Source organism: Listeria grayi DSM 20601 (genome assembly GCF_000148995.1).
Taxonomy (GTDB): Bacteria; Bacillota; Bacilli; order Lactobacillales; family Listeriaceae; genus Listeria; species Listeria grayi.
Genome location: NZ_GL538355.1, coordinates 44,738 through 68,061, shown reverse-complemented (window position 1 = coordinate 68,061; position 23,324 = coordinate 44,738). Strand labels below are relative to the sequence as shown.

Annotated in this window: 26 protein-coding genes, 1 pseudogene and 1 riboswitch; of the genes and pseudogenes, 9 read left to right on the top strand and 18 right to left on the bottom strand. The window is 36.1% G+C overall.

Translation table 11 applies throughout. The features are described from left to right. Positions 1 to 127 precede the first annotated feature (127 nt). The 4 genes from HMPREF0556_RS12925 to HMPREF0556_RS12910 all read right to left on the bottom strand — a co-directional run bounded on the left by HMPREF0556_RS12925 (position 128) and on the right by HMPREF0556_RS12910 (position 2,950). Positions 128 to 1,498 carry an MATE family efflux transporter gene (locus HMPREF0556_RS12925; RefSeq protein WP_003759378.1) on the bottom strand — a complete coding sequence of 457 codons (1,371 nt, stop codon included), beginning with the start codon at positions 1,496 to 1,498 and terminating at the stop codon, positions 128 to 130. Between the two features lie 28 nt (positions 1,499 to 1,526). Further along, entirely contained in the window at positions 1,527 to 1,946 is a 420-nt protein-coding gene (locus HMPREF0556_RS12920) for a MarR family winged helix-turn-helix transcriptional regulator (protein WP_003759375.1), read from the bottom strand. Between the two features lie 93 nt (positions 1,947 to 2,039). Beyond that, a complete protein-coding gene (locus HMPREF0556_RS12915) occupies positions 2,040 to 2,183 on the bottom strand; it encodes a hypothetical protein (protein ID WP_003759373.1) in 144 nt (47 codons plus the stop codon). Positions 2,184 to 2,263: 80 nt separating this feature from the next. After that, complete coding sequence (locus HMPREF0556_RS12910) at positions 2,264 to 2,950, bottom strand: IS6 family transposase (RefSeq protein ID WP_003759371.1); 687 nt, start codon at positions 2,948 to 2,950, stop codon at positions 2,264 to 2,266. 284 nt (positions 2,951 to 3,234) lie between these two features. Between HMPREF0556_RS12910 and HMPREF0556_RS12905 the strand changes: the two genes are divergently transcribed. Then, positions 3,235 to 3,798: a recombinase family protein gene (locus HMPREF0556_RS12905; protein WP_003759368.1), complete on the top strand. Its 564-nt coding sequence runs from the start codon at positions 3,235 to 3,237 to the stop codon at positions 3,796 to 3,798. Positions 3,799 to 4,284: 486 nt separating this feature from the next. On the opposite strand, the gene HMPREF0556_RS12900 is transcribed toward HMPREF0556_RS12905, so the two are convergent. From HMPREF0556_RS12900 to HMPREF0556_RS12890, 3 genes are all read right to left on the bottom strand, one after another. Next, the gene (locus HMPREF0556_RS12900) at positions 4,285 to 6,006 is read right to left on the bottom strand and encodes an ATP-binding protein (RefSeq protein ID WP_003759366.1); all 1,722 of its coding nucleotides are present in this window, start codon (positions 6,004 to 6,006) and stop codon (positions 4,285 to 4,287) included. Beyond that, positions 5,999 to 7,186: an SIR2 family protein gene (locus HMPREF0556_RS12895; RefSeq protein WP_003759364.1), complete on the bottom strand. Its 1,188-nt coding sequence runs from the start codon at positions 7,184 to 7,186 to the stop codon at positions 5,999 to 6,001. Before HMPREF0556_RS12895 ends, HMPREF0556_RS12900 begins: the two co-directional genes overlap by 8 nt. A 587-nt stretch (positions 7,187 to 7,773) precedes the next feature. Then, entirely contained in the window at positions 7,774 to 9,111 is a 1,338-nt protein-coding gene (locus HMPREF0556_RS12890) for an ApeA N-terminal domain 1-containing protein (RefSeq protein ID WP_040486967.1), read from the bottom strand. Between the two features lie 607 nt (positions 9,112 to 9,718). Here HMPREF0556_RS12890 and HMPREF0556_RS13655 point away from each other — a divergent pair. Next, positions 9,719 to 9,778: a hypothetical protein gene (locus tag HMPREF0556_RS13655; RefSeq protein ID WP_241762112.1), complete on the top strand. Its 60-nt coding sequence runs from the start codon at positions 9,719 to 9,721 to the stop codon at positions 9,776 to 9,778. A gap of 169 nt (positions 9,779 to 9,947) precedes the next feature. Here HMPREF0556_RS13655 and HMPREF0556_RS13815 read toward each other — a convergent pair. Beyond that, positions 9,948 to 10,028 (bottom strand): annotated as a pseudogene (locus HMPREF0556_RS13815) (DUF3850 domain-containing protein); the annotation flags it as partial. A gap of 413 nt (positions 10,029 to 10,441) precedes the next feature. Between HMPREF0556_RS13815 and HMPREF0556_RS12880 the strand changes: the two are divergent. The 5 genes from HMPREF0556_RS12880 (at position 10,442) to HMPREF0556_RS12860 (ending at position 12,834) form a co-directional block, all read left to right on the top strand. After that, positions 10,442 to 10,684 carry an AbrB/MazE/SpoVT family DNA-binding domain-containing protein gene (locus HMPREF0556_RS12880; protein ID WP_003759355.1) on the top strand — a complete coding sequence of 81 codons (243 nt, stop codon included), beginning with the start codon at positions 10,442 to 10,444 and terminating at the stop codon, positions 10,682 to 10,684. Then, positions 10,678 to 11,019 (top strand): type II toxin-antitoxin system PemK/MazF family toxin, encoded by a 342-nt coding sequence (locus HMPREF0556_RS12875; protein WP_003759353.1) that lies wholly within the window; start codon positions 10,678 to 10,680, stop codon positions 11,017 to 11,019. Before HMPREF0556_RS12880 ends, HMPREF0556_RS12875 begins: the two co-directional genes overlap by 7 nt. A gap of 470 nt (positions 11,020 to 11,489) precedes the next feature. Beyond that, positions 11,490 to 11,879, top strand: coding sequence for a hypothetical protein (locus tag HMPREF0556_RS12870; protein ID WP_003759346.1), 390 nt, complete (start codon positions 11,490 to 11,492; stop codon positions 11,877 to 11,879). A 13-nt stretch (positions 11,880 to 11,892) separates the two neighbouring features. After that, entirely contained in the window at positions 11,893 to 12,096 is a 204-nt protein-coding gene (locus tag HMPREF0556_RS12865) for a hypothetical protein (RefSeq protein ID WP_013315204.1), read from the top strand. After that, complete coding sequence (locus tag HMPREF0556_RS12860) at positions 12,097 to 12,834, top strand: hypothetical protein (RefSeq protein ID WP_003759343.1); 738 nt, start codon at positions 12,097 to 12,099, stop codon at positions 12,832 to 12,834. A 125-nt stretch (positions 12,835 to 12,959) separates the two neighbouring features. Here HMPREF0556_RS12860 and HMPREF0556_RS12855 read toward each other — a convergent pair whose 3' ends face one another. From HMPREF0556_RS12855 to HMPREF0556_RS12830, 6 genes are all read right to left on the bottom strand, one after another. Next, positions 12,960 to 13,949: a hypothetical protein gene (locus HMPREF0556_RS12855; protein WP_003759341.1), complete on the bottom strand. Its 990-nt coding sequence runs from the start codon at positions 13,947 to 13,949 to the stop codon at positions 12,960 to 12,962. A 6-nt stretch (positions 13,950 to 13,955) separates the two neighbouring features. Next, positions 13,956 to 14,192, bottom strand: coding sequence for a helix-turn-helix domain-containing protein (locus tag HMPREF0556_RS12850; protein ID WP_003725271.1), 237 nt, complete (start codon positions 14,190 to 14,192; stop codon positions 13,956 to 13,958). A 133-nt stretch (positions 14,193 to 14,325) separates the two neighbouring features. Continuing rightward, complete coding sequence (locus tag HMPREF0556_RS12845; RefSeq protein WP_139028137.1) at positions 14,326 to 14,871, bottom strand: hypothetical protein; 546 nt, start codon at positions 14,869 to 14,871, stop codon at positions 14,326 to 14,328. A gap of 228 nt (positions 14,872 to 15,099) precedes the next feature. Beyond that, positions 15,100 to 15,477, bottom strand: a complete 378-nt coding sequence (locus HMPREF0556_RS12840; RefSeq protein ID WP_003759336.1) for a hypothetical protein — start codon at positions 15,475 to 15,477, stop codon at positions 15,100 to 15,102. Positions 15,478 to 15,495: 18 nt separating this feature from the next. Next, entirely contained in the window at positions 15,496 to 15,990 is a 495-nt protein-coding gene (locus HMPREF0556_RS12835; protein ID WP_003759334.1) for a hypothetical protein, read from the bottom strand. Continuing rightward, on the bottom strand, positions 15,975 to 16,250 hold the full coding sequence (locus HMPREF0556_RS12830; RefSeq protein WP_223196834.1) for a hypothetical protein: 276 nt from the start codon (positions 16,248 to 16,250) through the stop codon (positions 15,975 to 15,977). Before HMPREF0556_RS12830 ends, HMPREF0556_RS12835 begins: the two co-directional genes overlap by 16 nt. 143 nt (positions 16,251 to 16,393) lie before the next feature. On the opposite strand from HMPREF0556_RS12830, the gene HMPREF0556_RS12825 reads away from it, so the two are divergent. Beyond that, positions 16,394 to 16,636, top strand: coding sequence for a hypothetical protein (locus HMPREF0556_RS12825; RefSeq protein WP_223196835.1), 243 nt, complete (start codon positions 16,394 to 16,396; stop codon positions 16,634 to 16,636). Positions 16,637 to 16,866: 230 nt separating this feature from the next. On the opposite strand, the gene HMPREF0556_RS12820 is transcribed toward HMPREF0556_RS12825, so the two are convergent. Beyond that, positions 16,867 to 17,547, bottom strand: a complete 681-nt coding sequence (locus tag HMPREF0556_RS12820; protein WP_003759325.1) for an IS6-like element IS1216 family transposase — start codon at positions 17,545 to 17,547, stop codon at positions 16,867 to 16,869. 525 nt (positions 17,548 to 18,072) lie between these two features. Next, positions 18,073 to 18,181: riboswitch (NiCo riboswitch) on the top strand. 130 nt (positions 18,182 to 18,311) lie between these two features. On the opposite strand from HMPREF0556_RS12820, the gene HMPREF0556_RS12815 reads away from it, so the two are divergent. Further along, entirely contained in the window at positions 18,312 to 20,174 is a 1,863-nt protein-coding gene (locus HMPREF0556_RS12815; protein WP_013315200.1) for a heavy metal translocating P-type ATPase, read from the top strand. A 33-nt stretch (positions 20,175 to 20,207) separates the two neighbouring features. On the opposite strand, the gene HMPREF0556_RS12810 is transcribed toward HMPREF0556_RS12815, so the two are convergent. The 3 genes from HMPREF0556_RS12810 to HMPREF0556_RS12800 all read right to left on the bottom strand — a co-directional run bounded on the left by HMPREF0556_RS12810 (position 20,208) and on the right by HMPREF0556_RS12800 (position 23,273). Beyond that, positions 20,208 to 20,888, bottom strand: coding sequence for an IS6 family transposase (locus tag HMPREF0556_RS12810; protein ID WP_003759320.1), 681 nt, complete (start codon positions 20,886 to 20,888; stop codon positions 20,208 to 20,210). 52 nt (positions 20,889 to 20,940) lie between these two features. Then, the gene (locus tag HMPREF0556_RS12805; protein ID WP_241762111.1) at positions 20,941 to 21,372 is read right to left on the bottom strand and encodes a thermonuclease family protein; all 432 of its coding nucleotides are present in this window, start codon (positions 21,370 to 21,372) and stop codon (positions 20,941 to 20,943) included. 137 nt (positions 21,373 to 21,509) lie between these two features. Further along, positions 21,510 to 23,273 (bottom strand): toprim domain-containing protein, encoded by a 1,764-nt coding sequence (locus HMPREF0556_RS12800; RefSeq protein WP_003759316.1) that lies wholly within the window; start codon positions 23,271 to 23,273, stop codon positions 21,510 to 21,512. Positions 23,274 to 23,324 lie beyond the last annotated feature (51 nt).

Below are 23,324 nucleotides of genomic sequence, written 5' to 3'. Positions count from 1 at the left end.
TTCATGAGTTATGGAGGGAGTTCCGTCATGGGGAACATGATTGCGGTAGGGATTGTGTTTGCTTGCTTGGAGTATGATAAATCAGCCATTTAAAAAAGAAAAGCCGGTTTTTTGCGGCTTTTCTTTTTTATTCGGGAATTGTATTGGCTCTGGCAAAGAAATCCTGTTTATTGATTTTCAATAAGTAAGGAATCATTAATAATGCACCGGTTAAAAATGTTACGGCTTCTGTGAGTGTCATCGACCAGATCAATCCGGTCAATCCATAAAAGTGATGAAGCAGAATCACGACAGGGATAAACAGTATTCCTTGCATGACTGAGAGGATCATGGTTGAAGTCCCTTCACCAGATGCTTGGAACACACCTGTAAATAAGCCGGTAAAACCATTAAAAACAGAAGAGATCAGTTGAGCAGTCAAAATCAGCAATCCGACTTTAAGTACTTGATGATCACTTGTAAATAAGCCAAGAACGGGTAGTTTGAAAAGATAGACGATCAGTGCGAATAAAACAGAAATCCCGCCAATCCAAATCGTTAATTCTTTTAATGTCGCTTTCAAACGCTGAATATTTTTGGCTGAAAAACTATAGGCGATCAGTGGAATTGCGCCCAAAAATAACCCCATGGTCAAAAATTCAGGAAGCTGTGTGATTCGTAAAGCAATTCCGAAACCGGCAACGACATTTTCACCGTATTCAATGGCAAAATTATTCAATAATAGTGTCGTGACGATCAAAAAAGACATTTTAAATAACTCGGAAATCCCGACTTTATATAGTTCCAATTGGTCATGCACGGAAATCTTAATGTGTTTCATAAAGCCTTGAAGGGATTCACTTTTCTTTTCTAAGAACCAAATATAGTAAATACTTGATGCTGCGTTTGCGAGTACCATCGATAATGCAGCCCCGATTACATGGAGGTCAAGCATGAGAATAAAGAGTGTATCAAGCAAAATACTGACGATCACACTAATAAACATGCCATACATCGATTCTTTAGAAGCCCCTTCTGCACGCACTAGTTGTTCTAATGTAAAATTGGTGATGACTGTAAAGCCACCGGCAAAAAGAACGATTGCATATTGTTTAGTGTAAAGCAATGTTGTCGCATCTGCGCCGAGTATGTGGGTGAGTGGATCGATGAATAAAAAGGCGACTGCCCCAATGATGAGGCCGAGAAAAATACTGATATAGAATGAATAGCCAGCGATTTTTTTACCGTGGTCGGGTTCGTTTACGCCAAGCAGTCGGCTGATAAATGTTCCACCACCGACTCCGAAAACATTTCCGACTGCCATTAAAATCGTAAAGATCGGAAGCCCGAGCGTAATCGCGCTCATCATGGCGGTATCATGGATGAGACCGATGAAATAGGCATTGATCAAGTTGTAAATAGAGCTAACAGAGATCCCGAACATCATCGGGATCGATAAATGGGCGATCGCTTTACGGATCGAACTTTCTTTTAAGTAATAGAGATTTGATTTTTTCATGGAAAATGCCTTCTTTTTGTTAGATTTATCAAAGACTGTCGTTTACTTTTTCTAATAACCGTAAGAATGTGGTTTGCTCCGCGGGGCTCAGTCCAGCGACTAGCTCTTTTTCCATATTTTGAAAGGCGTCATTGATTGATTCGACTAATTTTTGCCCTTTCGGAAGCACATAGACTCTTTTTTGACGTTCATTGTCAGCGGGGACTTTACGCTCGATATAGCCTTTTTTTTCTAAGCCTTGGAGCATACTCGTTATACTAGCTCCGCGACGATCAAAAATAGCAGCAAGCTCTTTTTGGATCAGTCCCTTTTCGGCATGTTCGGCTAAATAAACGATCATTCGCCCTTGTTGTGGACTGACGTCTAGCTCTTTTAATAAGTGCTCGGAATTTGCGCGTGTTTTATGCATGATGACTCGAAATAAGTCGGAATACGGTGTTTGATCCATGTAAACAGCTCCTTTGAATAAAATAGGTAGATATCTAACTATTAGAATACTAATATAAACCTTTTCGTTTTGGTTGTCAATTAAAAATCCAGTTTATTTTTTATAATAAATCTCGTAAAGCCCTGGTTCGCCCTCGTGAATGGCTTCGGTACCAGCTTCGGCAGCTTTTTGATAATAATCGATTTTCCAATTTACTTTTTGGATATTGGCTTCGATTTCCTTGATCTTGAGTTGCAAGCGTTCTTTGTATCGACGATAATATGCTAATCGGTTCTGTTGCAAAGTTCAAAGAAGTAAAATGATTTCTCAACTATTTTCTAATTTTTAGCTGGAACACCCATTAGATTATTTATTTCATGAATCACTGAAAAGCCAAAGAGAGAAAAGTCTCTTTGGCTAGCTTTGTATAAAGTATGTATAGTTTCAATTCCTTTGATTGTGGATGAGGCAGTCCTTATGGACTGATATAATTTGTGCCTTTTCTTGATAGGCCTATGATCTTGTTCAATGATATTATTCAAATATTTACTCGTTCGATGTTCAGTGTTAGAAAATAAACCTTCAGATTTAAGTCGATTGAACGCACTGCTTAGCGAAGGTGCTTTGTCCGTTACAAAAACTCTAGGTTCTCCAAATTGCTTGATTAATCGTTTAAAGAAAGCATAGGCCGCCTGTTTATCCCGATTCTTTCGCAACCAAATATCTAATGTCAAACCTGTAGAATCGATGGCACGATACAAATAATGCCATTTTCCTTTTACTTTAATATATGTTTCATCCATTCTCCAAGAATCGCTAGCAGACTTATTTCTTTTCTTCCATAGGCAATAAATAATCGAACCATATTCTTGTACCCATCGATAAACAGTTGTGTGACAAACCTTGATTCCACGCTCATTAAGGATTTCTGAAACATCACGATAGCTCAAATTGTATCTTAAGTAGTAGCCCACGGCTACCATGATGATATCCTCTTTGAATTGTTTACCTTTAAAATGGGACATTGTTATTCTCCTCGTGTAGTTTCTTCCATTCTACACTAAATAATCAGTTAAATAAAACTTTGCAACAGAACCAATCAAACCTAGTCAATGACCGGAAAAAGAAAGAACGGACCTTGTCCACAAAACCTCCATTTTCTGGACACACATCAAAAAAGAGAAAACCTCCTACTTTTTCAAATTGTTTCATGTTCATAAACCCATAAATAAATCTATGTTCATTATATCTATATAAATTAAGTTATGTTACTATTAAGACAGAAAATTTTTTTAGGATGTGAGGAAACTTGAAAATTGGATATGCACGAGTTTCGACTGGCTTACAAAATTTAGATTTGCAAGTAGATAGTTTAGAAAAAGATGGTTGCGAGAAAATTTTCCAGGATTATATCAGTGGGGCAAAAAGTAAACGTCCAGGTTTGGAAGCAGCGATTGATTTTTGTCGTTCCGGAGATACGATCGTGGTTTGGCGTTTAGATCGATTAGGTAGGAATATGGAAGACTTGATTCGTGTGGTGAATCAATTAAACAACAATGGAATCAGCTTTCATAGTTTGCAAGAAAATATTACCATGAATAAATCCAGTTCCACCGGTCAACTTATCTTTCATTTATTTGCTGCTTTTGCCGAATTTGAACGTAATTTGATTTTAGAACGTTCTGCAGCTGGAAGAGAAGCTGCCCGGGCAAGAGGTCGATTTGGTGGCCGGCCGGAAAAACTAACAGCTGAAGATCTTGCTTTAATGCGCACTCTTATTGATAGTGGTACGCCCATTAAGACTATTGCCGCCCGTTGGAATGTTTCACGAACAACAATCTATCGGTATCTCAACAAAAATCAGAGCGAATAAATATCTTATTAGCCGCATTGTGCTTAAGCCAAATTTATCTTGCCATTTCCAACAAACTATTTCTCATAAAACTTTTAGATATTCTTCCGTATATTTTCAGCTAAACAGTCTATTCTATATTTATAATATCAATCATCTCCCTTTAAAAATGATTGATCAACTCCCTTTTTTCCAGTATGGTTTACTCCCTTTTCCATACTGGTTTTTTCTGTTTATTTTATTTTTGATCTTTTGTGGTCACGTCAGAAATCTCTATGTGATCCATGAAAGAACTTATTTAACTAGAATAGATTTCTACTTTCTCTTATTCTAATGCACAACTTATTCGCCCAACTTCTACTTCTACCGATCTAAGAGGTAAATTTCTGCCACTAAGGTATACCCTAATGGCACATAAAAACAAGCCACCGAAAAGCAGCTTGTTTTATTTAGCTTCAAATTCTAGGTCGATTTAGTATTAAACCTTTATTTACTCAATTATTACTATTACATTTTAAACAATGGAGTGTCCGAATCAGGGGGAACATTTGGTTCAGAAACCTTAACACTTAAAGGCATAGGAAAATCCACTCCAGTCAAAATAGCTTCTCCTTCTCCAAGCACAGGCAAATACGATAAGACATTTGAATTTGCTGAAGAACAAGCTTGCTTAATAGCTTCTTTGTCATTATAGTTTATAAGTCTATGTACAATGAAGGTTCCCATCTGTGACAAAGTTCCAACAGGAATATCCCTCGGCATCTGTGTTGCTAGACACAAAAACAAACCATATTTCCGACTCTCTTTTGATATTTGCTCAAAAGAACTAAGAGCCATTGTCTGAAAAAAATCATCCACAACTATTTTGTTTAGAAATTGATGGGCTTCATCTAATATGAGCACTATTGGACTCTTTTTAAACTTTTTTTCCCTTGCGAGTTTAAGAAGATATCTAGCTATAACATTTGCAAGAATTTCACGTGTTTGGAATTCATACCCCAAATTTTCAAATCCGATCCTCAATACAAAATCACCCTGTTGCTCTTCAGCAATAAATTTATCAATTATTTCCGTTAAACTATTTTCAGCTAATCCATTACTATTAAAATTAAAAGCGTCACTGTATATCTTTGTATTCACTAAATTGTGTATTCTATTTATCATACCATAACAGTAGTTAGCATCATTTTCATTTTTATTACCAAATAACTTATTATCTTCTTTCTGAGTTGGATAGATACACTCCTCAATTATCTGCTTTCCTAGTCTCTTAATATTTAATTCCAAGTTATCAGATTCAATTTCATTAAACTTTTTTGTCCCAAATTGTTCATAGCTTTTAATGATATGATTTTCTTTGACTAATAACCCGTCATCGTTAACAAATCCTTCCAAATGTTCATAACTCGCATCAGATTCATTTATTTCTTGATAAATTTTAACAGCTTTTAGTGAACGAATTGCTTCTAACAATTTAGGTTTCTGCACTCCTTCAGACGGCTTTACTAAAAAGAACAAGTCCTCCTTCGTTAGCTTTTGATAAGGAAAAAAAGCACTTCCACCTAATGTAACAGACTGAACACCTTCTTTAATGACCGAGTACTCTCCAGTTGGATCTAACAGAATAACTTTGGACTTATTTTTCACCATATTTTCGATAAGCTTAGCTATAGTATAGCTCTTCCCTCCGCCTGTTGTTCCTACAATTGCACAATGACGACTAAAAAGAGCTTGTTGACTTACACATACTTTAGTATCTGGATTTGAAGTTAAATGGCCTAAATCAACGGAAGGAACTTTCTTGTTCTCCTTTTTTCCAAAATTCCTGACATAATTTTCAATAAAACCACTTGGACACACAAATACTTTTGCTCCTATATTGGGGAAGGCATTCAATGTATGCTTGGCTTGACCATCGAAATAATCAAATGAAAGTAATATCTCAATTGTTGCTGTGGGATGAAAATCCGAATTTTGAAACGACTTCTCTGATAGCGTTAATCTCTCTTTCTCTGGCAAGTTAATTTCTGAAATTTTACCAATGAACCCATCATTTTCCGCTTCGATAGTAACAAAGTTACCTACTAAGCCTCCATTAAATTCTTCTCCAGAAAAAATAGTTTTATTTAATAAAGTAGATGATGGAAAATGCACCTTCACAAATTGAGGACTTACATGACTTACATAGCCTATAAAGTAGTTGTTATCAAACGGTTTCTTCTTAATCATTATAATCGCCTACCTCATTTTGTGCATAAATTTCTGACTGAGGGTATGTATTTACAAATTCTTCAAATGTTTGTTTAGTTAGCACTACATTCCCAGACACGGAAACTTGATCTCTCAACATTTTATATTTTTCATTTTTTTCACATGCATCAGGAGAAACAAATATTACCGTTATACTAGGGTTAACATTTAGAGCTTCAGAAATCATTGCATTAATATGTTCGTCTCCAAAACTGTATCCAATAATTATTAGAAGGGTATTTTTTGCTCTTGTTTCTTGCTGAAAGCGACTCATCATTTCAAAAAAAGGTTGCTGATAAGAACTCTCATACTTATTAGAGCTTGGATATATCATCAAAGACTTATCCGTCTCTTTCTTAATCACATCATCTCCATCTTGCGCCCAATCAATTGATCCATGAGGTTTATAAATATGAACAACATTTGGGGTGAAATTATCTTCTAACACACTTTTATTCGTTATTCTTGTTACTACATCTAAATCAAAATTTGTCCCTTTAAACTTTCGCGGAAAGTTAAAGGAAAAACCATCAATAATCATATATCCATTCTCTTCAGCTGCTTGTTCAAACAAAGTATCATAATTCAGTGTAAATATCTTAGGTCTAGTATATTTCATTTTCTTTGATACTAATTTTTTCAAAAATTTTTGATGAGGATTATTATTTGGCAAATCTAACGTGCAACAGTTTTTCACCATTTCTTTTAGATCACTTATGAATTGATTTACTGTTTCATTATTTTCACAGATACGCTGGTAGAATTGAGCATGTGTGAGTAATTCCTCTATATTAGTAGTTTCGTCTTCAGATTGTATTTTTTGAAAATGAATGATCTCACAAATCTCTTTAATTGTGGAATAAGAAAATTGTTTAACTGCTTCTTCCCAAAGTCCCCTCATTAATTTCCCTTTTTTTTCACCAACACCTACTTGATAAGAGCTGCCTGCTCCTGTTAAAATAATCGTATTTTCATACTGGCGTTTAAGGTGCTTATGTAAAGCTACTTTTCTTAATCGAGTTGCAACGGCTTCCCATGTTTCATTATCCTTTTTCTCATCGTCTGATAACGCTTTGCCACTAATTTCCACTTCAACATCGGAAAAGCTTATTATGTATTCGTTTTCTATATATATTTCACCTTTTTCCAAAGCAAACATCTCCCTTAGAGTCTATTCAAAAATTTCCTCATTTTACTCTACTACTGTTTAAAAAAACTTTATATTGTGATAATCAAAATTACTATACAATCCTTTAAAAAAGTACTTTCTTGCGCTAATTATACCATGAAACCGCCTCTATACATAAACTAGAGTTATTCTAATCAACCAACGTAATCCACTATTATTTCAAATGCTGGAGATTCCTTTTGTCTACAACTTTATATATTCTAGATTTTACTTTCTAGACTAGATTATAGATTAAAAGAAAAGTATTTCAGGCGAGAAAACCCATGTTCTAATGGTAGCATAAAAAAGTCTAGAAATTATAATTTCTAGACTCTTACTAAATAAAAACACCGACTCATTCATTTTCGCAGTTTTCAGTTAGATGAAAAAATGACTAGTTTTTATGAAAAAGCGATTATCGATGAAGGTCATACTTTGATTTCAAATAAATGAACTGCCACCCTAATCTAAATAAACCTCCTATCAATATAGGGTATATCAAGGGGGTCTATTTATATTAATAAGCTGCTAAAACTATAACTTGTAGTGAAAATCCCAAATTTGAAATCATTTATGATTTAACATAGTTCAAGATTATTCTTACAATCATTAAATTCTTTACTCTCTTTTATACGGATTTCTATTAGTTCTTCACTTACGTCAAGTTCTTTTAATAGAATAACCCTTAAAACTAATTTCATATATTTTGAAATATATATAATCTCCTCAGGTTCCATTTTTTTATTTTCTAAAGAATTATCAAAATGCGTAAAATAATTACGTGTGTTGACTATTTTATTAATTATAGATTTTCTTTTTTTAGATGGAATATTAAATATATTATTTACTTCTGAAAAAAGGTCATTCAGCCTCTTTCTTAATCGAGGCTCATTTGATAGCATACCTAACACTAGTTGCTTGTCATCTTCAGCTGCTAAACATGAAGTCAAACGTTCCTGCAATTCCCCAAATTTTTCTTTGCTCATTGATTCATTACATCTATTTCGACGAGAAAACGCTTCTAATGCTTGTACAATTTTTAAAAATGACATAGGTATATGAAAAACTCTTTCATGTGCTTCTACAAAGTAGCTTATAGTAGGTCTCAATAGTTCCCTTTTTTGTTTCCAATTCATGTAACAATTTTGAAAATCCTCAGCGATAAATGAGAATTTTATAAACATATCCTTCTCTGACAACTCTTTTATTTTGACAGCTTGAGTAACATCATAAATAAATTCAATTTCATCAGAGTTAGAATCGTAAAATAAAACTTGTTCCTTTAAAGCTAATTCTCCATAACACAAAGTCAAAAAGTCCGAAAAACTGTTCATTTCTTCTAATAAGTCATCTACTTTAGCTGCCTCTTTAAAGTCAAATTCAATAAATCCAGTTTGCTTCAGCTCGTAATTACTGTAAAAGTCACCTGTAGTTTTTACCTTAAAATTAAATTTCAAATTCATATTATCAAACTCAAAAGTTTTTAGCTTTGGCATTTCATAATTTGTAATGATTTCATTAGTCTCCTTAATCCAGATCGTTGTTATAGATTTTTCATTTATCCAATAGTTTAAATATTTATAGGATATTTTCGCCTTACTTATTTTAATTTCCTTCATAGAGTTATATAATGCTCCAACATATATATAAGAAACCCTGCATTCAAGAATAGGAAAACCTGGAAGACTAAACTTAGTTCTAATCACTAACACATCAAAAAGTGAAATTTCTTCTCCTGAAGATAATACCCCCTGTACCACAGGATAATCAGGTAAATTATTATCTAGGATACCATCAAAACTATTAAATAATATTAAATAATATTCTCCTTCTTCACTTTTTTTTAAAGTTCCATTAATTGGATTTTTATTATCAGGTAAGAACCAAATCCCTACATTTTCATTTGATAGCGGCATCATTAAACCTCCTACATCATTTAATTATACAATACTATTTCTTAGCCAGGAGTTGCAAGACTGGTAAACTAATGGTCATTATCGTCACGAGGATTGCAATTGATAGTATCGAGTTCACTGCAGCAAAGTATTTCTGATTCAAAATTGCCGTTGTAAGATCTTTTATCATATAGATCGTAAATATAATATTTAAAGTTCCTAGTAATCCCCCAATAGTAACGTCAATAATTTTATATTTATTTTGATTTATTTTTCATTTTTTCTAGCTTTCACAGCATCCTCAAAACAAGTAATAAATGCTAGCTTGGATCCACCTTACATATGTATGTTTTTCTTGACCTCGATATTTAAGATCTCGGCCATTTTTTTCGGCGATATATCTCCAAACCGTTGCCTGATCCTATCTCGTATTTCGTCCATGATGATCCCTCCAGTTTCTTCCTCTATTATATCGAAATATGTTATACTAATAGATGCAAACGGGTTTATGGTGGTGCGCCAGCCTTTTTCATCGGTCCTTCCGATAGAAAGCAGGTGGTGCTTATGTTATTTTTAAGCGTTACCCAGAAAGGATAAACGTGTGACTGTTTACGAGAGTCTTACACTAATGATTGCCTTTGCAGTCTTAGTTGTAACGATCATGAACAGCAAAAATGACAAAAAATAAAATCCACCCATAAGCTTGACGGCTAGGCGGATTTTATAATAATCTAACATGGCTGTCACCATCTTAAATGGTGTTTGCACGAGGGCTATGTTGACGCATAGCTCTCTTTTCATTGTTAGTATACCACAATAGCTATTTTAAAAACAAGAAATTCTTCTTTTACTAGTCAAGCATTCCCTTTGTTGCGCATATTTTCAATCGCTAGTTCCAGGTTTCCATTCGTATCGATCAGCGCCAACTTACATGTCAGTAGACCGGCACCTGTTTGCTGATATAACTCTTATATGCTTTCCATTGATGGTTGATACCGCTCTATCTGTATCGATTAATAATATTTATGCTATAGTCAAAGAGAGGTGATTTATATTTAATAAGGAAGAATTTATAACATAAACGTATAGCGACTTGATTACGTCACATCAAGCAAGGCAGATTACTGAACAAACGCGATAAAAATTTAATCAATCCGTTACAAACGGCTATTTGAATCCAGCTTTAGAGTTAAAAGAATCTGATAGGCGTGTACTCCGTCTTTATTTTAAGGATGAGGTAATTGCCTATAAAGAAAAGATGTCCGACTGGCAAGCAGCACGCAAAAAATAAAAAGTATATACATTGTATATACTTCGTGTTATAATAAAGGTATTAAAGGAGGTAAGGCTTATGACCACCGTTAGCGTTAAAAAGTGGGGAAATAGCAAAGCTGTTCGTCTCCCCAATAATCTATTAAATGCCTTAGACATCAAAGAGAACGATGATTTGCAAGTGGAAGTGATCAATAATCAGATGATTCTTACCAAAACAGATGCCGATCTCCGAATCGAGGATTTGTTTGCCAATTACCAGGGCGAACCCTTCCAAACCGAACTGCAAACATTCGAACCAATCGGAGATGAAAAATGGTAAAGCAAGGCGATATTATCAAGATCAATCTAAATCCAAAACAGGGACACGAGCAGCAAGGCTATCGGCCCTATATTTGCCTCAGTCATCATCTGGTAAGTGATTATGCAAATATCGCGATCTTTGCCCCAATCAGTAATACACCGCGCACCTATCCGTTATATGTGCCTTTGACAGGGACAACCACAACCGGAAAAGTATTGCTGGATCAACTAGTGACGATCGATTACAACGCTCGTAAGCATCAATACGTGGAAACCATTTCGGATCCATTGCTAATCAAACTATTAGAAACAGTAAAAGTTATTTTTCAAAAGAACGAGAGAGCAACCAACTGATCACAGCTGGTTGCTCTCTCGTTTTAGTTTATTCCCCTTCCGCTCCAGCCGCCTCCACCGCTTCAGGGCGACCTTCTCTATCGAGAAGCTCGTAGGAATGTTTTGCTACGCAAAACAGGATAAAAAGAATTTTTCCCTTTCTGCTTTGCCATACGCTTATGTTCTCCGTTCGCTTCGCTCTCTTCGTAACAACGCTTCCACATTCGCCATTCATCTAACTCATCGCAAGTCGGAACCTTGCGCTACGCTTTTCCAACTAGCGCTTCCTAAGATTCATAGAAAAAAACAAGGGTCGCAAAAACTTTTTAATCGTGCTTTTCAAGCACAAAAACTTTTTGACTTTCCCCCTTGTTTTTTTCTTGCTGGCAATGTTTCATGGACGCCACAGAAAGGGAAAAATTCAGCCTTTCGACTTTCTGTTTTTGGCAAAACAGAAAGGGAAAAATCTAAGCCCCAAAGGAGCAAAATAAATGGTAGATACTCAAATGGACGTATTGAAAGAAGCGTATTTACGCTATTTGGAAAAAGAATTTGGAGACACAGATAGCTTTGACATTGCACAACCACTATCCGAGACCCCTACATTTGGTATAATCCATACCCCTATTTCTTGTTGTGATATAGTCCCAACTATATGTCCCCTTGATATAGAAATAGTTGTCAGTATACATTACCGAACGGATAATGAAATGCTTTATATCACTGCATATGGGAATAAAATGGAAGTGACACGGTACATATATTGTCCCATTCACCAGATGATTGGTAATTTCAACAGTTGGGTGAGTCAAGATTTTATCTATCATTTCACAGGGCGAGCTTTCTACGCTGACTTTATTATGCGTGACATTATTTATTAAGGAGGATATTTCCATGTACATGTACTTTATAACGACCGCTGATTTTCTAAACTACACAGCAGAAACACGTTTGTTCGCAAACCTAGTTCTAGCTACTGAACACTTTTTGAAGCAGAAAAAGAAAGTCTTGGAAACCGCTAGTCAAGTTCTATATGAAAAAGAAGAGGAATATTCAACAGATAGCTACACCGTCTATTTTGGAAAGGAGCTTATTTAAATGGCAAATATATCAGAAGCACATGGCATTTTATCTTTCTCACCCAACTTAGTACATGACCACCCCAAAGTCGTCTATACTTTTTTAAGGTTTTTGAAACAAGCAGAGGACGAATGGGAGTATAATATTCGTGCAGAAACCACGCTTTACGATTTAAGAGAGGATGTGGATTTTAATAAGAACCCTTCTGTGCTTGATACAGTATTTAACTTTGAAGCATTTGGAAAATGGCGATTTGAGTATAATCTAAATACATTATTTGAATCCATTCAAGAAACCTTGGATTATCACGCTGACTTACGCTATCTCTTGTCTATCCTCGCCTCTTCACCAGAAAAATATTATATTTTATTTGACTTTGTCGATTTTGAACCGTACGCTCAAGTTTTCTATCACGCTACGATACATGTCTCTGTTTCTCGCGAAGAGAACACATTTTCAACGTTTGTTTTATCTAAAAAGATAACCCCTCTCAATTTTACTGCCAAGGATGTCGTTGAAAACGGTATAAGCGCCCTTGCTTATGACGCTTCCAATGTCATGGAAATATTGAACTGCAATTTTTATCACTATTTATTTGAACAATTCAATATCTTAATAAACGATGAAGTAAAAAGGGGTTTTTGGATGTACTATACCTACTCCGATTACAACATTTTGCTTGAATATGAGGTCGAGGAATTTATACTCAATTTTATTCGAGTCTATAAGAATTATAAAAGCCAGCGCATAAGGTAGCGCTGGCTTTATTCGGTATTTTAAAGGCAAGACCCTAGGACACTTTCCTCACGGCGCTCCAGCCACCACCACCGCTCTGTTCGGAAAGAAAACCATAGGGAAATAACCTCGCTATGAACGAATTATTATATTTTATTTGTATATTCGTTATATCTAGAAGTTTCACTCACAAGCCCCATAGGCCGAACTGTATCAACAATCTCATACAACTGCGAAAATTGATTAGCTGAATACTTCACAAAACGACCTGTAATTTCTTTCACTACATATTCCCCTGGAAACAGCGTAATTGTACCATATCGGGTATTTATAAGGAGTCGATTCCCCTTGACTAAGCGTTTCATCTCATTTTCTTCACAAAAAAAGGCGACTGCTTCCTGGTTAAATCCATCATAAAAAATAACTTGATCCGTCGCCTTTTTCTTGCAGCCTAATTGCTCTTCAGCGTGATAAACTGTTTCGCCAACCTTTCCAAACACACTCTGGACAATGATTTGTTCTAAGTGATGGTAAGAGCCATGGTGCCAGAAATACACATGTTTCCAGTCTTCTCTTTCAATTCGATCATAAGACTTCATCACAATATCATCCAATGTCAAAAGCAAATTCAGATCTGCTTCTTGAAAAACTTTATAAATGAATATTCGATCATCTATCGTTATTACCCTAAGTATTAATGGGACCACGGCATATAGACCATTCTTAAACAGCCAGCGCTTAAAGAAAAAGTCTGGGATATCATACCTTCGCTGTATCTCATCTGCAGACCAACCCATCCTCGTTAAATCGTCAAACATCCGTTTGCTAAACATCTTTTGCCAATGTAAGATTCGTTCTAAATTAGTCGCATTTATCGGGTACTTGATATAATGCCATTTTAAGAGATCTTTCGCATTTATCTTTTCTTCTGTCCGCATCTCATCCTTTTTTTGAAGCAGCTCCTGTTCCAACTTCCGGATCAGTATCGAACACGTTTCAATTTGTCGACATATCTCGCAAGTTGTCAGCGTCCCTTCTTTATGATCTTCGTGTTCTTTTTCGTGCGTCTCATACAATTCGGCCAATAAGAAAATAGCAGATTGCTTATCATATAAGATATCTTCTACTGTCCTCATGCTTCTCTACTCCTTATTATCGACTTGTTCATCTTCCAGAACTTCTAGAATAAACAATTCGTTCATGTCCCGAATATGTAAAGATTGACAGATTCGTTCTAAATGAGTAATTTGGACACGCTGTCGACGATCATTGGCATACGCACTAATTTTGGACGGCTCAATATCAGTTCGCCTAGAAAGTTCTCCCATTGTCAGCTTATATTTTTCACAAATGCCTTTGATATTGATCCTGATACGCACATCTGGTTCCTCATATAACCGCAAATTATTCTACCCCATCTCCTTGATCTTATCTCCTATTTTATAGAAAACTTGCCGATACAGGTTTACCGATATAGACATGCCTATATCGGCTATAGATGGGATACCAATGTTAAAAACGATATTTTTTAGGTCTATTATTTTCTTTTACTTTCTTTGTTTGTTTCCTGTCTTGTAGCGGAACTTGTTTGGTCCATTCTTTTTCCAAATAACCGACAAAGTTTATCAAAGTAGAGTTCTGATACTTCGGAAGATCGAGCACTATCCCTTTTTTGTAGGCATTCATAAAATCTGAAATATATCTCGATGTCCTGGTATAAATAGGCCTAATTTTATTTTTCACTTCCCGATACTGGTCATTAGAGATGAAAGCTGGCTGAATATGTGTACTATCTTTGACAATGAGTGTATGACTATAATCTAGTCCAGCTTTAGGTCGATCTTTAGACGGTGTCGCTACACCATTTCGATGATTCAAATGACTTCTGAAAGGAATTAAGTAATGATAGTGGTCCTTTTGAATATCTAGATATAAATAAGTACGCCGCATTTGTTTTTCTGGATTTCCTGGATCAAGCATATTAATGAAATGGGGATTAGACTGAAAAAATTCTTTTTTCAACCGTACTACTTGATACTTGTATGGTTTATCGTTCATTCCTTGCAGCACCCTCTTATCCATAAAAAAAAGACCCGTCTAGTTTTAGACGAGTCTTTTTTTATAAGTTTGTAGGTTTTTTATTTTTTTATGAGAAGATCACCAATAAAACTTCTCGAATACGATTGGTTTTTTATTTTTTCTGTGAAGATAACCAATAAAACTTCCCTAATTTCTTTCATTGTACATCATGCAAACGATTTTCTCAAGTATCTGCAGCTAGGAAAGCTATTGTGCCATTTTGGTTTGATAAACGTTTTTCGCTGTAACAACCAGCCATCGTACGACAAATATAAGTGTTGCGACAAGTAAAATACTTACCACGATTTTGCCCACAAATAAAAAGAGAGGAATCACAATAGCAAGTACGAAGGCACTCATAAGTAATATATGCCAGGTAAAGTAGAGGATAATAAGGATTGTTACCACAATCGCGATCGCATAAATAAACTTTGTACCATTGGAACTCGCTTGAAATTGATCGCCTAAAAAATGAAGGAACGCTAAACATCCCTTTCCTAAAAGGGCTAGAATAATCATCCCTAATTGCATAATCCCTTCCACTATCCAATCGACAAAATGAAATAAACCTTGAACTACTTGCATCCCTATCTCCTCCTTTTTTTAAAGAGCCATATCGAGTGCTAGCATTGCTTCCTCTTGTACCATATCGAAGTCATGTTCTAAAATATGGATGGTTTTTTCCCGTCCAATGGAGTATCTTTGCTGTCTTACCATTCCAGTATCTTCATCGCTGCAGATGATCATATATATTTCATCATTAATGATTATTTCAAGCTCCGCTAGGTACGCTTGCACCATTTCTATAGATAACGCTTGATCCAAACACATAAAGGTTAGATAATCATCCGAATCTCCTGCCACATCTTGCTCTAGTACTAGTATATCACGATTTCTTTGCGGTAATGTAACTATTTTATAGCGTTTGATCTCTTTTTTGTCCGTTGTTTGTAAAGGTGCTTCTTTTATAAGTGTGATCCCTTTCGACGGCATAGATAATTCCAGAAATAGGTCATGCTTATACAATGGCAGCATTTTTAAAGCTGCTTCTTTTTCTTTACGGTAAACCACTACTTGTGAGTTTAAAAGGTGTACCATTTTCTTTCCTCCATTTCTTTAGATAATTTAGAAACTAATATGTGATTTGATTCTATCTTGTCAAAACCATATTTTGACCCATATTCCATTGCTTCTACCTGTAGTGGAGTAAGGTTCATCACCTTATTCAGTCTTTCTGGAGGAACGGATCTGCCTAATGCAACAAAAGTTCCTATGATGTCTTTTCTGATGCATACTGTCCGGCCATGAATAGGATCGTAACTGTAGCACATATCTGGTAAATAACAACGAACATCCACGATAACGTCCACCTCGTTTTGCATACCCTTTTATACATTGTCTTTTGTATATGATAATTATATCAGAAGGTGGAAGACATAGCAAGCATTTACATTATCTTTCGCATATGATACTATTTTTATATATAGAACGGAGGGCACTTATGGAAAACAAAGAACTCCAGGATTGGATGTACGAAAATTTGCTTACACGACAAGAAGCAATGAAAATTACGAAACAATCAAAACCAGCCTTCGATCAATCGATCAGAACCGGTCTTATTCAACCCTTTTTTCAAAAAGGGGAACAACGTCAAATGATACGACTATATCTCAAACAAGATATAGAAGCCTATGCAGCTAGAATAGCCGAAAGACAGGCAAAGTCTCGAAACAGTAAAAACTAATGCAACTTGGCATTAGTTTTTTTGTGGCCAATCAAAAATAGTTGGTTAGCCAATATGCTTTTCTTGTAGAAGCGCTTCACGTTGACTAACCACTTTAGCATTTCTTTCCCAACCATTTTTGTGTTCATTTGCCAATTCATTTGTTCGCATCCTCCTTCATGTTGAATGACTCATCTGGTTCTGTTGCAAAGTTTTAAATAAAGAATAAAATCCCTTACGGTATCTATGATTTAAGCTGGGATTCCCAATAATACCTTGATTTCAGTACAGACCGAAAACCCGAAGAGAGTGCCTTCTTTTCGGGTTTTCTTATATAATCCTCGAATGGCTTCCATGCCTTTAATCGTGGTAGAGGCAGTGCGTAAACTTCGATAGAATTTATCGCGTCTCTTTACTGGACGATGGTCTTGTTCAATCAAATTATTCAGGTATTTAATGGTACGATGTTCTGTCCCTTGATAAAAGCCGTATTCTTTTAGTTTCTTAAAGGCACTTGTAATAGAGGGGGCTTTATCTGTGACTACAACCTTCGGTTCATCAAACTGCTTCACTAACCGCTTAAGAAAAGCATAGGCTGCTTGTGTGTCCCGTTTTTTACGTAACCAAATATCCAAGGTTAAACCATCTGCATCGATGGCTCGATACAAATAATGCCATTTTCCTTTAATTTTGATGTACGTTTCATCCATTTTCCATGAATAAAAGGATTTTTTATTTTTCTTTTTCCAAATTTGATAGAGTAGTTTGCCATATTCTTGCACCCAACGATAAATCGTCGTATGAGAAACGTTAATGCCACGGTCATATAGGATTTCTTGGACGTCACGATAGCTAAGATTATACCGAAGGTAGTAGCCTACGGCGACAATAATCACATCTTTCTGAAATTGCTTGCCTTTAAAATGATCCATCTTGATTCCTCCAAGCTATCTTTTCCATTCATTTTACCTTAAAATCAGTTTATCAGAAAACTTTGCAACAGAACCGAAAATAGTATAAAGAGTAAATAATTATATGAATACTTTCAAACAATCGTATAACGGAATAGGGTAAAATAAGAATATTAACTTTAAAGTATTATGAATATTCAAAACAACAGAGGGAGAACAGGAGTTAACACATGGGTGATTTATTAAAAAAAAAGAATTGATGCAATTATTAGAAATTTACCAAAAAATGGGAGAAGAATATCAAAAATTATTTAAAAAAGTGGAAATAAAACTTTATGAACTAACTAAGGAAGCATACATTTCCTAGACTTCGATCCGCCACAAAGCTTATGGCTGCGATTGCTATTCTACCCTGTTCAAATAATGGAAAAGCGATTTGAAATTCAAAAAAAATTTGTTATAATAGTCACATGAGAATCAATGAAGCATATTAAAACTAAATAATGAAAGCTTTGGAATATAACAGATTTTGTTTGTTGGTTATATTCATTGTGATCTGAACAGGCGGTGGACATATAAAAGGTCCATGCAGCCGGGCTGCAATTTTTGCGGCAGCAGAGTATGTAAATAATAAGGGCATACCTGTGGGACAGTTAATTCTGTTCTATAGGTGTGCCCTTTTTTATATATATATTTCTAAATAAAGGGGAGTGAAAAGATGAGATGAAATGGATTTGTAATAATTGGTAAGCAAAAAAACAAAAAATAAGAAAGAGGTTTTAGAAATGGTTGAGTATCTAACAAAAAGTAGGCAAGGACAATTTTTAGTTGTCGGTGTTTTATTTACAATCTTAGGGTTTATCTTTATCCCACTAAATGATGCATACAGTTCCATACTATTTTATATTTCAATTTTCTTTTTAGGCTTCTATGCGGCAAAACATGCTGTTGTTGAAACGATTAAAGATCGCTCACCAAATGTCGACCTATTAATGGTTTTGGCAGCAGTTGGTGCAGTAATCATTGATTTTGAGTCTGAAGGAGCGGCGTTGCTATTGATTTTTGCTGCTGCAGAAGTTTTGGAAGATTATGCAACGAACAAATCCACCAGCGCGATTTCAGAATTAATGGCGCAAGTACCCGACACAGCCCAAGTGCTAAAAGAAAATGGGGATGTAGTGGTTACCCCTACGAAAGAGTTAGTTATTGGGGACATTGTCGTGGTATCGAAAGGTGGTCAAATCCCTATTGATGGCTTGATCGACCGAAATGCAATCGTGAATGAAGCGGCTTTAACGGGTGAGTCTGTCCCAGTAGAAAAAGAGTTAAAGGAGGAAGTTTTTGCCGGAACGATTAATGAAGGAAATGTTTTTCATATAGAAGTAAACAAGACACTGAATCAAACCATGTTTTCCAATATTATCCGGATGGTTGAAGAAGCACAAAACAAACCTTCTCGAATCGCAAAGTTTATAGACCGTATTGAAAGTAAGTACGTGATTGGCGTTTTAATTATCGTACCTATTTTCATCATCTTTCTATATTATTTCCTAAGCCTACCATTAGAAGAAGCATTTTATCGTGGAATGGTACTTTTAACAGTGGCTAGTCCATGTGCATTGGTGGCATCAGCTACACCGGCTACGTTAAGCGCGATAAGTAATGGAGCCAAAAACGGTATCTTATTTAAAGGTGGAGCCGCAATGGAAGCGTTAAGTACAATGAATATTTTGTATACAGATAAGACCGGAACATTGACGTATGGCGACTTCCAAGTGGTCGATTATCATTTGGACCAAGAGCTGTTAAAAGAAGTCATTTATATGGAGCAACAATCCAGTCACCCAATCGGAAGAGCAATTGTTTCTGCCTTTAAAGAGATTAACTTAGCACAAGTGAATCAAGCGGAATCGATTGAAGAAATTGCTGGTTCGGGAATTAAAAAAGGGGCAATCCTAGTTGGAAAACCGGATGCATTTAAGCAATATGATAAATTTGATCAGTTTGAAAAGCTACTGGAAAAAGGCGATACGACCATATTTGTAGCGAAGGGAAATGAAGTCGTCGGTTACTTCTCACTCCGGGATCGAATTCGTCCGCAGTCAGCGAGTACGGTTGCGGATTTCCAAAAAGAGGGCATCAAGGTTTATCTTTTAACGGGAGATAACGAAAAGGTTGCGGCACAGGTTGCAAAGGAAGTAAAGGTAGATGACTATATTTCTTCCATGTTACCGGAAGATAAAATAGATTTTGTCTTAAAAAGCCAAGGAAAAGAAGAAGTTGTTGGGATGATTGGCGATGGGATCAATGATGCGCCCGCGCTAGCGAATGCAGATATCGGAATTGCGATGGGAAGTGGCTCGTCAGTCGCAATGGAATCCTCTGATGTCGTTGTAGTGAAGAATGATTTGTCTAAATTGTTTTATAGCTATCAGCTAAGCAAGAAATTAAATAAAATCATTATTCAAAATGTCATTTTCTCCATCGCTGTTATTGTCAGCTTGATTACTTTAAATATGTTCGGCGTTCTGGGACTTCCTTTAGCAGTACTATTCCATGAGGGCTCCACAATCCTCGTCATCTTAAACGGCTTGCGGTTGTTAGGGTCCAAAAAACAAAAGCGGAATGGTTCTGTTGCAAAGTTTTAAATAAAGAATAAAATCCCTTACGGTATCTATGATTTAAGCTGGGATTCCCAATAATACCTTGATTTCAGTACAGACCGAAAACCCGAAGAGAGTGCCTTCTTTTCGGGTTTTCTTATATAATCCTCGGATGGCTTCCATGCCTTTAATCGTGGTAGAGGCAGTGCGTAAACTTCGATAGAATTTATTGCGTCTCTTTACTGGACGATGGTCTTGTTCAATCAAATTATTCAGGTATTTAATGGTACGATGTTCTGTCCCTTGATAAAAGCCGTATTCTTTTAGTTTCTTAAAGGCACTTGTAATAGAGGGGGCTTTATCTGTGACTACAACCTTCGGTTCATCAAACTGCTTCACTAACCGCTTAAGAAAAGTATAGGCTGCTTGTGTGTCCCGTTTTTTACGTAACCAAATATCCAAGGTTAAACCATCTGCATCGATTGCTCGATAAAGATAGTGCCATTTCCCTTTGATTTTAATATAGGTCTCATCCATCTTCCACGAATAGAAGGATTGTTTATTTTTCTTTTTCCAAATAGTGTAAAGTAGTTTTCCATATTCCTGTACCCAGCGGTAGATGGTGGTGTGAGAAACGTTAATGCCACGGTCATATAGGATTTCTTGGACGTCACGATAGCTAAGATTATACCGAAGGTAGTAGCCTACGGCGACAATAATCACATCTTTCTGAAATTGCTTGCCTTTAAAATGATCCATCTTGATTCCTCCAAGCTATCTTTTCCATTCATTTTACCTTAAAATCAGTTTATCAGAAAACTTTGCAACAGAACCACTCATCTCCATTTTTACTTTGAACATAGTCATCGATCCCCCAAACTCCAAAATGCTGTTCTTTCGCTATTTTCTCCGCGTTTTTTAATTCTTCTAAATAGGTAGTGTTTGGAGCTTCCGCATAACGAACGATCCCGTAACCACGCTCAATCAAATCTTTTTGAACCAATGTGCCTTCTACAAACACGTAGCAAAGTTCACGTCCGTATTTATCTTGCTTATTACCGAGATCATAGGCATAGGTAACATCTTGATCAGTAAGTGATTCCTTCAGATAATCTGATGCTTCCTTAGCCACTGGCTGGACACTCACACCTGGTTTAACACTTTCCGGTGTATCGATCAATAGAAGACGCACTCTCTTCTGCTGGTTCCCCATTGCCAAAATCAGAGTGTCTCCATCAATCACACGTACTACTCTTGCCTTTTTTTGCACCAAATCAGGCTCATCCGGTATTTTTACCATTCCTTGATTCGGAGTGAAGCTAAAGCTACACCCCGAAAGTAAAAGTAAGGTAGTTAGTACAAGAACTAGGTATTTTTTCATTATCGTGTAATTCCTTTCGTCCCCATGCCATGACGCAATTTGTATTCTATTGACACCTTATGTTCATACTTCGTTACAGCAGCTTTCATTTTTTCATCTAAAGGTAATTGTTTTAGTTCTGCCACAGCAGTCATTCTTAGCTCATATAATTTTCTTGGCGTATAAAGACGTTCTAATTGATTGCGTCTTTCTTCTTTTTCTTGCTCCTCTAAGATCATACTGCGAGTCATTTCTGCGGAAAGCTTCACCGTGTTTTTTTGATTAAATACCGGGCGTAGAATAGCTTCCTTAACTAAATCAATATATTCACGCTCTTGTTGGTTATCCCTATCCTTCGCCACTTTTTCCAGATCATCGTCTATATTTTTTTCTTTCACAGTATCTGAATATTTTTTCCTGGCGTAATTTGACTGTTGATATGGATTTTTATTCCGTTTTTGAACGATTCTGTTGAATCTCTCATGTGCTTTCGGATCTTCAAATAGATCCTTTTTGTTTTCGGATGGATTAGCCTGCCCGTTTCTTTTCTCAGCTGAGGGCTTCACAGCAACTTGTGATTGTTCTCCTACGTCTTCTGTATTTATGGTCGAATAATCTTCTGGAGGAGTCATACTAGTCAAGCTGGCTGAATATGGATCTACTGAAACATTCTGATCCACTAAATCTTTTTGATGGGCTAGTCGATTACTTAATCGTCTCGCAGCTGTTTTGCTTTGGGTACGGCCAGATAGATTAGACTCTTTTTTAGTTTTTGCATCAGGCAAATGCACTAGCTTTTGATTGTCAGGAATTGGCGCTGCAATTTGACCGCCTGGGCTACTAACATGATCCCAATTAGCTTTTGGGATTTCTCGACCGTCTTTTCTCGCTTTTTTTAGTTCTTCGTTCCAGTCGGTATCTTCCCCCTCTTCACTTATAGGAAGCATTTGTTTGACCATACTTTCATCAACATAGTTTAATACACTTTCGACTAACTGAAGTCCTGCTTTATCATTATCCGCTGCAATATTGAATTCATAAATAGCAAGACCTTCTTTCCGCATTTGATACGCAGCACGAAATACCGTTTTCAGTTTGGTAGAAGCACCATCTAAAGCAACCATTCTAGCATTTTGATAAACTTCCGGACATAGTGTCGCATGAGATAATCCGTCGACAAAGTTTTCACAAATGATTAGTTTTTCGGGTTTGCCAAAATCAATCGTTACGCCACCAAACGGCTCTTGATTCGGATAAATAAACTTCGGCGATCTCCCCCCGTCTTTGGGTTGCCATGTCCCTTGTTTGGTACAGCCAACAAGTTTTCCTTCTTTCAACCACTTGGCTGCAATCCAGTTTTTTTTCATCGGCTGTAAAATGCCCTGTTCATAAACTTTCCGAACCAATTCACGATCAATTCCACGTACATCACATAAATACCGGTACAGCTGTGTTGTGTCCTTGATTTCGTCTTGCTGATCGTATTGAAATTCTTTCTTAATTGGTTCTCGATGCACAGCTTGTTTATAATCTCCACTATTTACCATTTCAGCCGCTTCCGCATAAGGAATCCCATAATAAACAGATGCAAATTTCACAGCACCAAACCCTTGTTTATTTTCGGAGTTCCATGAAAAACCCTGTGTTGGAAGATGTATTAAAAAGCTATCATGATCCTCTAAGCGTAAATAATTTCCTTCTTGCTTATAACCAATGCTATTTTTATCTAAGAAATCTTGGATATCTACCTTTTTTGCCTTTTCAACCTTTTCCACGGCCATCATAAAATACCTCTCCTTTCAAAGAAGCTGCAACCCTTAGATTACAGCTTTTCC

Coding starts and splice junctions, on each gene's coding strand:
- HMPREF0556_RS12900 (WP_003759366.1), bottom strand. CDS start 6,006: ATGATTAAGAAGAAACCGTTTGATAACAACTACTTTATAGGCTATGTA.
- HMPREF0556_RS12895 (WP_003759364.1), bottom strand. CDS start 7,186: ATGTTTGCTTTGGAAAAAGGTGAAATATATATAGAAAACGAATACATA.
- HMPREF0556_RS12815 (WP_013315200.1), top strand. CDS start 18,312: ATGGTTGAGTATCTAACAAAAAGTAGGCAAGGACAATTTTTAGTTGTC.
- HMPREF0556_RS12800 (WP_003759316.1), bottom strand. CDS start 23,273: ATGATGGCCGTGGAAAAGGTTGAAAAGGCAAAAAAGGTAGATATCCAA.
- HMPREF0556_RS12820 (WP_003759325.1), bottom strand. CDS start 17,547: ATGGATCATTTTAAAGGCAAGCAATTTCAGAAAGATGTGATTATTGTC.
- HMPREF0556_RS12920 (WP_003759375.1), bottom strand. CDS start 1,946: ATGGATCAAACACCGTATTCCGACTTATTTCGAGTCATCATGCATAAA.
- HMPREF0556_RS12845 (WP_139028137.1), bottom strand. CDS start 14,871: ATGAACGATAAACCATACAAGTATCAAGTAGTACGGTTGAAAAAAGAA.
- HMPREF0556_RS12825 (WP_223196835.1), top strand. CDS start 16,394: ATGGAAAACAAAGAACTCCAGGATTGGATGTACGAAAATTTGCTTACA.
- HMPREF0556_RS12835 (WP_003759334.1), bottom strand. CDS start 15,990: ATGGTACACCTTTTAAACTCACAAGTAGTGGTTTACCGTAAAGAAAAA.
- HMPREF0556_RS12865 (WP_013315204.1), top strand. CDS start 11,893: ATGTACATGTACTTTATAACGACCGCTGATTTTCTAAACTACACAGCA.
- HMPREF0556_RS12880 (WP_003759355.1), top strand. CDS start 10,442: ATGACCACCGTTAGCGTTAAAAAGTGGGGAAATAGCAAAGCTGTTCGT.
- HMPREF0556_RS12925 (WP_003759378.1), bottom strand. CDS start 1,498: ATGAAAAAATCAAATCTCTATTACTTAAAAGAAAGTTCGATCCGTAAA.
- HMPREF0556_RS12910 (WP_003759371.1), bottom strand. CDS start 2,950: ATGTCCCATTTTAAAGGTAAACAATTCAAAGAGGATATCATCATGGTA.
- HMPREF0556_RS12860 (WP_003759343.1), top strand. CDS start 12,097: ATGGCAAATATATCAGAAGCACATGGCATTTTATCTTTCTCACCCAAC.
- HMPREF0556_RS12890 (WP_040486967.1), bottom strand. CDS start 9,111: ATGCCGCTATCAAATGAAAATGTAGGGATTTGGTTCTTACCTGATAAT.
- HMPREF0556_RS12840 (WP_003759336.1), bottom strand. CDS start 15,477: ATGCAAGTAGTTCAAGGTTTATTTCATTTTGTCGATTGGATAGTGGAA.
- HMPREF0556_RS12855 (WP_003759341.1), bottom strand. CDS start 13,949: ATGAGGACAGTAGAAGATATCTTATATGATAAGCAATCTGCTATTTTC.
- HMPREF0556_RS12875 (WP_003759353.1), top strand. CDS start 10,678: ATGGTAAAGCAAGGCGATATTATCAAGATCAATCTAAATCCAAAACAG.
- HMPREF0556_RS12810 (WP_003759320.1), bottom strand. CDS start 20,888: ATGGATCATTTTAAAGGCAAGCAATTTCAGAAAGATGTGATTATTGTC.
- HMPREF0556_RS12870 (WP_003759346.1), top strand. CDS start 11,490: ATGGTAGATACTCAAATGGACGTATTGAAAGAAGCGTATTTACGCTAT.